9 protein-coding genes are annotated in these 13,124 nt (G+C 62.3%); all 9 read left to right on the top strand.

Features of this window, described 5'->3' with window-relative positions; all coding sequences use genetic code 11:
• Positions 1-4 precede the first annotated feature (4 nt).
• The 9 genes from ntrB to EC836_RS04940 all read left to right on the top strand — a co-directional run bounded on the left by ntrB (position 5) and on the right by EC836_RS04940 (position 13,121).
• Positions 5-916, top strand: a complete 912-nt coding sequence (gene ntrB, locus EC836_RS04980; RefSeq protein ID WP_123330646.1) for a nitrate ABC transporter permease — start codon at positions 5-7, stop codon at positions 914-916.
• Between the two features lie 9 nt (positions 917-925).
• Positions 926-1,720: an ABC transporter ATP-binding protein gene (locus tag EC836_RS04975; protein ID WP_123330644.1), complete on the top strand. Its 795-nt coding sequence runs from the start codon at positions 926-928 to the stop codon at positions 1,718-1,720.
• Between the two features lie 22 nt (positions 1,721-1,742).
• On the top strand, positions 1,743-5,951 hold the full coding sequence (nirB, locus tag EC836_RS04970; RefSeq protein ID WP_123330642.1) for a nitrite reductase large subunit NirB: 4,209 nt from the start codon (positions 1,743-1,745) through the stop codon (positions 5,949-5,951).
• Entirely contained in the window at positions 5,948-8,617 is a 2,670-nt protein-coding gene (locus tag EC836_RS04965; RefSeq protein ID WP_123330800.1) for a nitrate reductase, read from the top strand. The genes nirB and EC836_RS04965 overlap by 4 nt, the downstream gene beginning before the upstream one ends.
• A complete protein-coding gene (gene cobA, locus EC836_RS04960) occupies positions 8,614-9,489 on the top strand; it encodes a uroporphyrinogen-III C-methyltransferase (protein WP_123330640.1) in 876 nt (291 codons plus the stop codon). Before EC836_RS04965 ends, cobA begins: the two co-directional genes overlap by 4 nt.
• 362 nt (positions 9,490-9,851) lie before the next feature.
• The gene (locus EC836_RS04955) at positions 9,852-10,535 is read left to right on the top strand and encodes a response regulator transcription factor (protein WP_105594307.1); all 684 of its coding nucleotides are present in this window, start codon (positions 9,852-9,854) and stop codon (positions 10,533-10,535) included.
• A gap of 2 nt (positions 10,536-10,537) precedes the next feature.
• Complete coding sequence (locus EC836_RS04950) at positions 10,538-12,001, top strand: ATP-binding protein (protein WP_370346674.1); 1,464 nt, start codon at positions 10,538-10,540, stop codon at positions 11,999-12,001.
• Positions 12,002-12,360: 359 nt separating this feature from the next.
• The gene (locus EC836_RS04945) at positions 12,361-12,564 is read left to right on the top strand and encodes a Flp family type IVb pilin (protein ID WP_123330638.1); all 204 of its coding nucleotides are present in this window, start codon (positions 12,361-12,363) and stop codon (positions 12,562-12,564) included.
• 5 nt (positions 12,565-12,569) lie between these two features.
• Positions 12,570-13,121 (top strand): prepilin peptidase, encoded by a 552-nt coding sequence (locus EC836_RS04940; protein WP_233599104.1) that lies wholly within the window; start codon positions 12,570-12,572, stop codon positions 13,119-13,121.
• Positions 13,122-13,124 lie beyond the last annotated feature (3 nt).

The raw sequence follows: 13,124 nt of genomic DNA, 5'->3' as shown, positions 1-13,124 counted from the left end.
GCCGATGTCCGTCAATGTAAAAGCTCATACCGTTGTACCGATTGAACCGACGAGCGCAGAAATTGTGTCGATTGCCCCGGCTGCGCTGAATGCGGCGCCACCGGCGGCGGTGAAAACGCGGCCTGGTGTCTCGCTGCGCGCGATGATGCGCGGCGCGTTGCAAAAAGCCATTCCGGCGCTGCTGGGGGCCATTGTACTGATTGCTCTCTGGCAGATTGCCGCGATCGGAAGTAAAGGGTTCCCGACGCCGTTGAAAACCTGGGAAGCGGCGAAGGTGATATTCGCCGATCCGTTTTACGTCGCCGGACCTAACGACATGGGTATCGGCTGGAACGTGCTGGCCTCGCTGAAGCGCGTGGCGATCGGCTTCGGGCTGGCCGCGCTGGTCGGCATTCCCGCTGGCTTCCTTATCGGGCGCTTCAGCTTTATCGCCAGCATGCTCAATCCGATTATTTCCCTGCTGCGCCCGGTCAGCCCGCTGGCGTGGCTACCGATTGGCCTGCTGCTGTTCCAGCGCGCCGAACCGGCCTCGGCGTGGACCATTTTTATCTGCTCGATCTGGCCGATGATCCTCAACACCGCCGAAGGCGTGACGCGTATTCCGCAGGACTACCTCAACGTGGCGCGGGTGCTCAAGCTCAGCGAATTCACCGTGATGCGCAAAATTCTGTTCCCCGCCGTGCTGCCCTACATCCTCACCGGCGTGCGCCTGTCGATTGGCATCGCCTGGCTGGTGATCGTCGCCGCCGAAATGCTCACCGGCGGCGTCGGCATCGGCTTCTGGATCTGGAACGAGTGGAACAACCTCAACGTGGAAAACATCATCATCGCCATCCTGCTGATTGGGGCGGTGGGCATGGTGCTGGAGCAGGGGCTGATGGCCATTGCTCGCCGCTTCAGCTACGACAACCGTTAGGAGCCTGAGATGAATAACAAAGCCATTATCCGCGTGCAGAACGTCAGCCAGAGTTTCCCAACGGCCAAAGGTCCGTTCCTGGCGCTGGATAACGTCAGCTTCGATATCGCGCAGGGCGAAACGGTCAGCCTGATCGGCCACTCCGGCTGCGGTAAATCCACGCTGCTGAATCTGATCGCCGGGCTGAGCCGCCCGACGGAAGGGGTGCTGCTGTGCGACAACCAGGAAATTACGGGCCCCGGACCGGAACGCGGGGTGGTGTTTCAGAACCATTCTCTGCTGCCGTGGCTGACCAGCTTTGACAACGTGGCGCTGGCGGTCAACCAGGTGTTCAGCGGCACGATGAGCAAAAGCGAAATGCACGACTGGATTAACCACAACCTCGAGCTGGTGCATATGGCGCACGCCGCCGACAAACGCCCGGGCGAGATCTCCGGCGGTATGAAGCAGCGGGTGGGCATCGCCCGCGCGCTGGCGATGAAGCCGAAGGTGCTGCTGATGGATGAACCCTTCGGCGCGCTCGACGCCTTAACCCGCGCCCACCTGCAGGACGCGGTGATGGAGATCCAGGCGCGGCTGAACACCACCATCGTGCTGATCACCCACGACGTTGATGAAGCGGTGCTGCTCTCCGATCGGGTGATGATGATGACCAACGGACCGGCGGCGAAAGTCGGCGAAGTGCTGCAGGTTGAGCTGGCGCGGCCACGCTCGCGGCTGGCGCTGGCGAACGATCCGCTGTTCCATCAGTACCGTCAGCAGGTGCTGCAGTTCCTGTATGAAAAACACCGGGCGGTGGCCTGATTTATCAGGCGGGATACGCGCAATGGAGAAACTCACCCTGATCGTCGTTGGTAATGGTATGGCGGGCGCGCGGCTGGTGGAGCGGCTGTGCGAACGTGCGCCGGGGCGCTTCCGCATCCTGATCGTTGGCGAGGAGCGGCAGCCCGCCTATAACCGTATCCAGCTGACGCCGGTGCTGTCCGGTGAGAAACGTTTTGAAGACATCATCACCCACGACGCGCAGTGGTATGCGGCGCACGGCGTGACGCTTATTGCCGGTGCGCCGGTCACGGCAATCGACCGCGATGCGCGGCAGGTCAGCATCGGCGATCGGACGCTGGCCTATGACCATCTGGTGCTGGCTACCGGCTCGCGGGCGTTTATGCCGCCGCTGCCGGGGGACGATCTGCCCGGCATCCACGGCTTTCGCGATATGCGGGATGTGGAAAATATCCTCAGCGGTGAGGTTTCCGGGCAGCCTGCGGTGGTGATTGGCGGCGGCGTGCTGGGCGTGGAAGCCGCAGCGGCGCTGGCGCTGCGCGGGATGCGGGTCAGCCTGCTGCACCGTGGTCCGCATCTGATGGACGCCCAGCTGGATGCGCACACCGCCGAACTGCTGCGCACCGACCTTGCGCAGCGCGGCATCACCTCGGTGTTGCAGGCGCAGACCGCCGCTTATCTCGCCGATTTTTCCGGCCACGTGCGGGCGGTGGCACTGCGTGACGGTCGCGACATTCCGGCGCAGCGCGTGGTGGTCGCCGCCGGAGTGCGGCCCGAGATCGCCCTGGCGCAGGCGGCCGGGCTGGCCTGCGATCGCGGCATTCTGGTCAACGATCGGCTGTACACCTCCGACCCCGATATTTCCGCCATCGGTGAATGCTGCCAGCAGGGGCAGCTCACCGTTGGGCTGGTCGCCCCGTGCTGGCAGCAGGCCGACGCGCTGGCCGCCCGCCTGGCGGGGGAGCCGATCGCGGCCACCGTCGCCGTCAGCCAGGCGCTGGCGCTGCGCCTGAAGGTCACCGGCATCGACCTGTTCTGCGCCGGCGAGCTGCACGGCGGCGAGGGCGCGCAGATCCACAGCGCATCCGATCCGTTCGACGGCCATTACCGCCGCCTGCTGCTGCGCGATAACCGGCTGTCCGGCGTGGTGCTGTGGGGCGATATCAGCGACGGCCCGGACTATCTGGCCCGTATCAACCACACCGCTTTTCCGCAGACGCCACCGAGCGTCTTCAGTCCCGGCGATGAACTGGCCGAGCAGGGCCCGTCGCCCGTTAAATCAGAACAGTTGCCCGCTGAGGTAACGAGGAGCAAAGCAATGTCGAAACCCGTATTAGTGATGGCCGGACACGGCATGGTCGGACACCATTTCCTGCAGCAGCTGGTGGAGCGCGAGCTGCATCTGCAGTATCAGATTGTGGTGTTTGCGGAAGAGAAAGCACCGGCCTATGACCGGGTGCACCTTTCCGAGTATTTCTCCGGGCGCAGCGCGGAATCGTTGTCGATGGTGGAAGACGGCTTCTTTGAGTCGAGCGGCATTGAGCTGAGGCTGGGCCACTGCATCGGCCATGTCGACACCCGACACCGCTATGTCGTCGACCAGCAGGGCAGACAGACCGCCTACGATGTGCTGGTGCTGGCCACCGGATCCTATCCGTTTGTGCCGCCGATCCCGGGCAACGATGCCCCGGGCTGCCTGGTATACCGCACGCTGGACGATCTGGCGGCGATCCAGGCCTGTGCTGCGAAGGGGAAAGTCGGCGTGGTGGTCGGCGGCGGCCTGCTGGGTCTGGAAGCGGCCAATGCGCTGAAGCACCTCGGCCTGCAAACCCACGTAGTGGAGTTCGCCCCACGTCTGATGGGCGTGCAGCTGGATGAAGGCGGTTCGGCGATGCTGCGGCGCAAAATCGAAGCGCTGGACGTACAGGTGCACACCGGGAAGGAAACCCGCGCGATCGTTGCCGGGGAAGCCGGAGGCTACCGCATGGAGTTCGCCGACGGCGGCCATCTGGATACCGATCTGGTGCTGTTCTCCGCCGGTATCCGCCCACGGGATCAGCTGGCGAAAGAGTGCGGGCTGGAGGTCGGGCCGCGCGGCGGGATTGTGATTAACGATCGCTGCCAAACCTCCGATCCGGCGATTTTTGCCATCGGCGAGTGCGCGCTGTGGAACGGGCAGATTTTTGGCCTGGTCGCGCCGGGTTATCAGATGGCGCGCACCCTGGCCGACACGCTGTTGGGCAGTGAAGTGGCCTTTAAAGGCGCGGATATGAGCACCAAACTGAAGCTGCTGGGCGTGGAGGTGGCGTCGGTGGGCGATGCCCATGGCCGTACCCCAGGCAGCCAGAGCTATAGCTGGGTGGACGGCCCGGCGGAAGTGTACAAAAAAATCGTGGTGTCGGAGGACAAAAAGCGTCTGCTCGGCGCGGTGCTGGTCGGCGACAGCAGCGAATACAGCACGCTGCTGCAGATGATGCTCAATGATATGCCGCTGCCCGCCAGCCCCGAAGCCCTGATCCTCCCCGCCGGTTCCGGCGCGGCCCCGCAGACGCTGGGCGTGGCGGCGCTGCCGGACGGTGCGCAAATTTGTTCCTGCCACAACGTCAGCAAGTCGGATATCTGTGACGCGGTAAAGAGCGGCTGCGGCGATATGGCGGCGGTTAAAGCCTGCACCAAAGCGGCAACCGGCTGCGGCGGCTGCGCGGCGCTGACCAAACAGGTGATGGAGTTCGCGCTGACCGAAATGGGCGTGGAGGTGAAAAAAGACATCTGTGAGCACTTTGCCTTCTCCCGCCAGGAGATCTATCACCTGGTGCGCGCGGGTAACATCCGCAGCTTTGATGAACTGATCCACAAGCACGGCCAGGGCAGCGGCTGTGAAATCTGCAAGCCGCTGGCCGGATCGATCCTCGCCTCCTGCTGGAACGACTACCTGCTGAAGCCGCAGCACCTGCCATTGCAGGACACCAACGACCGCTATTTTGCCAATATTCAGAAAGATGGAACCTATTCGGTGGTGCCGCGCATTCCCGCCGGTGAAATCACCCCCGACGGGCTGATTGCCATTGGTCAGGTCGCCAAGCGCTATAACCTGTACACCAAAATCACCGGCGGGCAGCGGGTGGATCTGTTCGGCGCACGGCTGGAACAGCTGCCGGAAATCTGGCAGCAACTGGTGGATGCCGGGTTTGAAACCGGCCACGCCTACGGCAAATCGCTGCGCACGGTGAAGTCCTGCGTGGGATCCAACTGGTGCCGCTACGGCGTCCAGGACTCTACCGGTCTGGCTCTGCGGCTGGAGAACCGCTACAAGGGGCTACGTTCACCGCATAAAATCAAAATGGCCGTTTCGGGCTGCACCCGCGAGTGTGCCGAAGCGCAGAGTAAGGACGTGGGGGTGATCGCTACCGACAAGGGCTGGAACCTCTACGTCTGCGGCAACGGCGGCATGAAGCCGCGCCACGCCGACCTGCTGGCGCAGGATATGAGCACCGAGGATCTTATCCGCACCGTGGATCGCTTCCTGATGTTCTACGTGCGTACCGCCGACCGCCTGCAGCGCACCAGCACCTGGATGGATAACCTGGAGGGCGGCCTGGACTATCTGCGCCAGGTGGTGCTGGAAGACAGCCTGCACATCGGCGCGGAGCTGGAAAGCGAGATGGACGCGGTGGTCGGCACCTACCAGTGCGAATGGCAGACCACGCTGGCGGAACCGGACCGGCTGGCGCTGTTCCGTCCGTTCGTCAACAGTACGGAACCGGATGAGGCGGTGGTGATGGTCACCGAGCGCCAGCAGATCCGCCCGGCAACGTCGCAGGAGCGCGGCGAACTCTCCACCGGCGCGAGCGGTCAGCCGGTGAGTGCGGTGCAGGGCTGGGTGGAGCTGTGCGACCTGCAGGCGATCCCGGCCAATGCCGGTATGGCGGCGCGGCTGGCGAACCGACAGATTGCGCTGTTCCACCTGCCGACGCATCCGCAGCAGGTATTTGCCCTGAGTAACCACGAGCCGGACAGCGACGCCAACGTGCTGGCCCGTGGGCTGGTGGGCGACGTGAGGGGCGAGCCGGTAGTGATCTCCCCGCTGTACAAACAGCGCTTCCGCCTGCACGACGGTCACAGCGTAGACGGCGGCCCGTCGGCGCTCAGCGTCTGGCCGGTGAAGGTGGAAAACGGCCGCGTGTGGGTGCAGGAACAGCCGGTCGCGTCGGCGGTGAAAACCGCGGAGATCATCGCGACGGTCAGCGTATGAAAGCGACGCCAGCAGCACCGACGCAGACCACCTGCGCCTACTGCGGCGTCGGGTGCGGCGTCAGCATGCAGCCGCAGGGCGACGGCTTCAGCGCCAGCGGTATCACAAACCATCCCGCTAATCTGGGGCGGCTGTGCGTGAAGGGCAGCGCGCTGGGGGAAACGCTGGATCTGCAGGGGCGGCTGCTGCAGCCGGAGATCGACCGCCGGCCGGTCAGCTGGGCGCAGGCGCTGGATGCGGTAGCGGAGCGCCTGCGGGCGATTATTGCCGAACATGGCTCGCAGGCGGTGGCATTTTACGGTTCCGGCCAGCTGCTGACCGAGGATTACTACATTGCCAACAAGCTGATGAAGGGCTTTATCGGCGCGGGAAATATGGATACCAATTCGCGGCTGTGTATGGCCTCCGCCGTGGTGGGCTACAAGCGGGCGTTCGGCGCCGACGCGGTGCCGTGCCGCTATGAGGATCTGGAACGAGCGGACTGCGTGGTGTTAACCGGTTCAAATACCGCGTGGGCGCATCCGGTGGTCTACCAGCGGCTGGCGCAGGCGAAGAAAGAGCGGCCGGGAATGCGGATTATCGTGATCGATCCGCGCCAGACCGCCACCTGCGACATCGCCGATATGCATCTGGCGCTGCGGCCGGGCAGCGACGCCGCGCTGTTCTGCGGTGCGCTGCAGGCGATGGCGGAGCGTGGCAGGCTGGATGGCAACTTTCTCCAGCAGCATACGCAGGGTGCAGAAGACACGCTGCGCGCGGTGCAGGAGTGGACGCTGGCGCGCACCGCCGAATTCTGCGGCCTGGCGGAGGCGCAGCTGCGGGACTTTTACCAGCTGATCGGCGACAGCGAAAGGATGGTGACGCTCTATTCGATGGGCATCAACCAGTCCAGCTCCGGGGTGGATAAATGCAACGCCATCATCAATCTGCATCTGGCTATGGGGCAGATCGGGCGCGAGGGCTGCGGGCCGTTTTCGATAACCGGTCAGCCGAACGCCATGGGCGGGCGGGAAGTGGGCGGGCTGGCGAATCAGCTGGCGTGCCATATGGGCTTTACCCCGGAGGATATCAGCCGGGTAGGGCGCTTCTGGAAGAGTGACAATGTCACGCATTCGGCCGGGCTGAACGCGGTGGACCTGTTCCGGGCGGTGGAAGCGGGGCAGATCAAGGCGGTGTGGATTATGGGCACCAACCCGCTGGTGTCGCTGCCGGATGCCGACCGGGTGCGGGCCGGGCTGATGCGCTGCCCGTTGGTGATTGTCTCCGATATTATGCGCGACACCGATACCACCCGCGTGGCGCATATCTGCCTGCCCGCGCTGGGCTGGGGCGAGAAGAACGGCACGGTGACCAACTCCGAGCGGTGCATTTCGCGCCAGCGTGGATTCTTACCCGCGCCGGGCGAGGCGAAACCTGACTGGTGGATCCTCAGCCAGGTGGCGCAGCGGCTGGGGTTTACTGACGCCTTTGCGTATCGGCATCCGGCGGAGATCTTCCGCGAGCACGCGGCGCTCTCGGGCTTTGAAAACCACGGTTCTCGGGCGTTTGATATCAGCGGCCTGGCGCAGCTGACCAACGCGGAGTGGGACAGCCTGCAGCCGGTGCAGTGGCCGGTTAACGCGCTTCACCCGCAGGGCACGGCACGGCTGTTCAGCGATAAGCGCTTTTATCATCCCGACGGCAGGGCCCGGCTGATCCCCGTGACGCCGCGCCTGCCGCTGAACAGACCGGACGACGTGTACCCGCTGGTGATGAACACCGGCCGGGTGCGCGACCAGTGGCACACCATGACCCGCACCGGCAAATCGGCGCGGCTGATGCAGCATATCAGCGAGCCATTTTGCCAGTTCCATCCCGACGATGCCCCGCAGATCCGCGCCGGCGATCTGCTGCGCGTCTCCTCCTCGCACGGCTGGCTGCTGCTGCGTGCGCAGCCGGACCCTTTGCAGCCGCGCGGCAGCGTGTTTGTGCCGATGCACTGGAACAGCCAGTTCAGCCAGCAGGCGCGGGTCGATGCGCTGATTGAGGCCCACGTCGATCCGCTGTCCGGGCAGCCGGAAAGCAAACATATGCCGGTCAGCCTGCGCCGCTGGCGCGCCGCGTGGCAGGCGGAACTGTTTGTGCGCGGCGAAGGGATTGCGCCGCCGCTTGCGCAGTACTGGAGCCGGATTACCCAGCCGGGCGTTAGCCATTTCACACTCGCGGATTCGTCACGGCCCGCTGACTGGCCGGCGTGGCTGAGCGAGCAGAACGCCACCGACGGCTGTCTCTGCCAGATCGCCGATCTGGGCGACGACGGCTACAGCCTGCTGGCCTGGGCCGATGGTGAATTACAGCTGGCGTTTTATGCCCGCCGCAGCGCACCGTCCGTAGATCGCCAGGCGGTAGTGGCGGCCTTCAGCGTGCCGCCGCAAACCGCCGCGCAGCGTCTGGCGCTGCTGGCCGGGCGCGCCGGGGGCGATAAAGCACCAACCGGTGCCATCATCTGTAGCTGCTTTTCCATCGGCGAAATCCCGATTGCGGATGCCGTACGCCAGGGCTGCCGCAGCGTGCAGCAGCTGGGCGACACACTTAAATGCGGCACCAACTGTGGATCCTGCATCCCCGAACTCAAAAAAATCATTGCCGTTCAGCTCAGCACGCTGACGGCGGGAGAGGCCGAATGAATACGCTTGAATACGCTCTGAAGTTACAGCAGATAGCAAACATCCTGACTGCGGGCGATCGGCAGCAGCCGGTACGCGGCGGTGAAGTCTGGCTGGTCGGCGCGGGGCCGGGCGACGTTGAGCTGCTTACCCTGAAGGCGCTGCGGGCGATCCAGCAGGCGGACGTGGTGGTGTTTGACCGGCTGGTGTCTCCGCCGGTCATGGCGCTGATCCCCGATGAAGCGCTGCGCATTGACGTCGGTAAATCGATGCGCAATCACACCCTCGGGCAGGGTGAGATTAACCAGCTGCTGGTCGACCTGGCGCACAGCGGTCACCGCGTGGTGCGGCTGAAAGGGGGCGATCCGTTTGTGTTTGGTCGCGGCGGCGAGGAAATGGCGCACTGCCAGCGGTACGGCGTGCCGTGCCATATCGTGCCTGGGATTACCGCAGCGATGGGCTGCGCGGCCGCCAGCGGTATCCCGCTGACCCATCGTGACCTGGCGCAGTCGGTGCGCTTTGTCACCGGCCACGGCGCGCAGGGTGAACCGGACGTCGACTGGTCGGCGCTGGCCTCGGCGCGGCAGACGCTGGTGTTTTACATGGGCATTACCCACAGCGGCCATATCAGCCAGCGGCTGGTGGCGCACGGCCTGCCAGCCGCCACGCCGGTGGCGGTGATCGAACGCGGCACCCAGCCGGAGCAGCGGGTGCTGACCGCCACGCTGGATTCGCTGGCGCAGATTGTCGCCCGCGAAAAGGTGAAAACGCCTGCACTGTTAATCGTCGGAGAGGTGGTGAAAATGTACCGGGACGCTGGCCCCCGGAGAAGCGGGGCAGCGGACGCCTGCGTGGAAAATCACCCGCAACCTTCAGCGCTGGCGCTCGGCTGAGGCGGTGTTGCCGCAACCGCGCTTTCCTCCTCGGCACAGCGACTGCTGAGGGGCAGGGCGAGATCATATCGCGCCAGCATTAAATTTCGTTAAGGTTACGGCGCTCGCCCGAACGCCGTTCGCCGCCATCCCTTGCCCGCCGGGGCTTACACCCTGAATCCGCCTGTGTGCAAACGCTTACACAATCATTGCAAATATCTTGTAATCAAATGATAATGATTGTTATTATCTGTTAGAGTATTTAGTCGGTTGTTACCGGCCGCCTCCCTTCCCGAGTAGTAAAGTAATAACTGATTCATATTAATAACAAGTACCTGCATTCAGCGGGCGGGCTGAAAGAAAGTGCAGTTCAGGGGAATTTTATGCGCGTTTTAGTGGTTGATGATGATTCCACGCTTTGCCAGTGGCTGAGTGAGAAATTACACGCCCACGGACACTCCTGTCGTCTGGTTCACGACGGCGCGCTGGCGCTGGAAGCCATCGAACAGGAGGTCTATGACGTGGTTCTGCTTGACCGAATGCTGCCAGGAATGGACGGCTTCAGCGTCCTGCGCGCGCTTCAGGGCCGCCAGCACCCGCCGGTTATGCTGCTGTCGGCGCTCGATCGCGATATCGATCGGGTGATGGGCCTGGAACTGGGGGCCGAGGATTATATGGGCAAGCCGTTCAATATGAACGAGCTGCGCCTGCGGCTGGATATTATCGTCGGCCGCGACAAGCGCCGCAGCGAGCACAGCCAGGTGCTGACCTTTGCCGATCTGAAGGTCGACTGCCTGCAGCGATCCGCCTGGCGCGGCGGCAAGCGCATCGAACTGACCGATAAAGAGATCAAGCTGCTGATGCTGCTGATGGAGCATCCCGGCAAAGTGCTCAGTCGCACGCTGCTGCTGGAGCGGGTCTGGGGCTATCAGTTCGACCCGCAGACCAACCTGATCGACGTACACCTGTCCAAGCTGCGCGCCAAGATCGATAAGGGCTTCTCGCTGCCGCTGATCCGCACCCTGCGTTCGGTGGGGTACTGCCTTGGTGAAGTGGAGAAGAGGTAAGGGTGTCGTCCGTTAACAATCTGCGCGAGCACGGCCTGCGCCTGCGGCTGTTCCGGCGGCGAACGCTGATGAAGCTGCATCAGTGGCAGGCTATTCTTGCCAACTACGATCCGGCATTTCTGTCGACCTCCAACTTTCGCCAGGCCATCACCATCGCCTATCTGTTTATGATGATGATGCTCGGCTGCATCGTTGGTGTGAGTGTGCTAAGTGAATCACTGTTACGCACCCACGTGCATGATATTATCACCAACGATATCTACAGCTATTCAGCCCAATCGCGCCTGAAAACCAGCGAGAGCCTGGTGGAATTTCTGCGCCAGGAGCGGGACGAGCAGAGCGGCGAACTGCCGATGGTGATGGTGCTGGCCGCCGACGGCGCGCTGATTTACCACAACGCGCCGATGATGCCCGCGCGCGGTCACTGTGGCATGGATATTGAATGTCTGAAAGGGCTGCTGGGCGTGGCGGGCAGCAACCAGGTGATCGCGCTGGCGGTACGGCTGGACGACGGTGCCACCTTCTTCCGCGCGTATAACATCGTGCCGATGATGGAGCGTCTGAGGACCATCCCGCTGGTGGCGGGGGCCGGGGTGTTTATTCTGCTGATGTGCTGCCTGCTGGTCAGCAGCCGCTTCAGCCAGCGTAACCTCAACAGCGTGCGGCAAATACGCGAGGCGCTGCGGCGCTACAGCACCGGCGAGCAGCACGTGAGGATGCCGGTTTCACCGTGGGGCAACGATTTCGACGGACTGTGCACCGATATTAACCAGAATCTGGAGCGTATCGATCGCCTGATGAATCAGGTGCGCAGTACCGCCGGGCACGTGGCGCATGAGCTGCGGACGCCGCTGACGCATTTGCAGAACCGGCTGTTCAGCCTCGGTGAGCGCGACGATCTCAGCGGCAGCGTGCGGCGGGAGATCGACGCGGCGACCAGCGAAGTACAGGACGTTCTGGCGCTGTTCCGCAACGTGATGCGCATTGGTGAAATTGAAAGCGGCCGCTGCGTGCACCAGTTTGAACCCTTCAGCGCGCAGGACTTGCTGAATGATTTAGCCGAATACTATCAGCCGCTGGCGGAAGAGAAGCAGTGCCTGCTGGCGGTTGAACTGAACGCCTCGATGCCGCTGTTTGGCGATCGGGCGCTGGTGTTCCAGGCGATGGCGAATCTGATTGAGAATTCGCTGAAGTACGCCGCCGAACGTGGACGGATCACTCTCAGCGTACAGCTGCATCGCGGCTGGCTGGCGCTGGTAGTGGCGGATTTGGGCCCGGGTATTGCACCGGACCTGTATCCGCGGGCGACGGAGCGCTTTGAACGACTGGGGCAGGACGGTACGCACAGTGGTTTTGGGCTCGGACTTTCGCTGGTAAAAGCGATTGCCGAATTACATCATGGTAAACTCTATTTTGGATCTGCCGATCCCGGGCTGGTGGTCTATTTGTGTCTTAATCGCAGCTAGTGAAGGATATCTCCAGGAAAGTCTTAGCATCAATCTGGCTATATTTATGCCGTTTGTTCTCTGTGTAATATTATTCACCATTAAGAATTATTAATTCTCCCTCTGCGCGCAGGGAATTATTCCCTGCGCGAATCCCCTGCAAATTATAATCCCTTCGTGAAGTCCGGTTATATTTTTCCACGCAACGTTTTTCATCGCGTAAATTACGGTTATTCCGGCAAGAAAATAGCGAAAATTAACGTATCTTAATCTTCGGCATCTTGTTGTTCGTGAGAATAAGTCTCATTATTGACGCCTCTGGTTGTGCTTCTGCCGTGCGCGGAAGGCAACGCAATAACCTGAAAGAGAGTAGCGGAATAATGAAACAGTTAAGTGCAAAGCTGCGTGCCTTTTTCCAAGACGAAAGCGGCGTAACGGCCATTGAATACGGCATTCTGGCGGCGGCGATGGCGGCAGCGATTGCGGCGATCTTCGGCGATGACGGTATCTTTGTTAAGGCGCTGAACGATAAGTTCACGCAGATTGCCGATCAGATCACCGGCTCAGGCACCACCACGAAATAATGGTGATGCAGTCAGGCGTACAGCTTGCCTGGTATGTCCTGCTGGTTGTCGGTTTGCTGTGGTGCGTGATTAGCGATCTGCTGTCGCGGCGTATTCCTAATCGCGCCGTGCTGCTGCTGTTACTCGGTTTTCTGGCGCTTTGCGCGCTGGCGGCTGAAGGAATCGCCGGGCCGCTACCGCGTATTTCAGGTTCGCTACTGCAGGCATTACCCGGTGCCGCGCTGGTGTTTGTCGTGGGTTTCGCCATGTTTCTCACCGGCCGTCTGGGAGCCGGAGATGTGAAGCTGATGAGCGTGCTCTGCCTCTGGGTGGGTTACGGGCACCAGACGCGATTTGTGATGATCACCGCGATAGCGGGTGGGGTACTGGCGCTGGCGCTGCCGCTGCTGAATACCTTAACCACCGGCATAGCGTTGTTTATTGAACGATTGAACAGCAATCTGCGGATAAATATTACACCGCCGCCGGTATTACCCGATGAATTATCGCGGGGTATTCCTTACGGAATTGCCATTGCCTTTGGTGCGGCTTATATCCTTATTTGGCCTCAGTTCTGAATA

It is taken from the genome of Erwinia sp. JUb26, from assembly GCF_003751505.1.
Taxonomy (GTDB): Bacteria; Pseudomonadota; Gammaproteobacteria; order Enterobacterales; family Enterobacteriaceae; genus Erwinia.
This window is presented reverse-complemented; position numbering and strand designations above follow the sequence as displayed.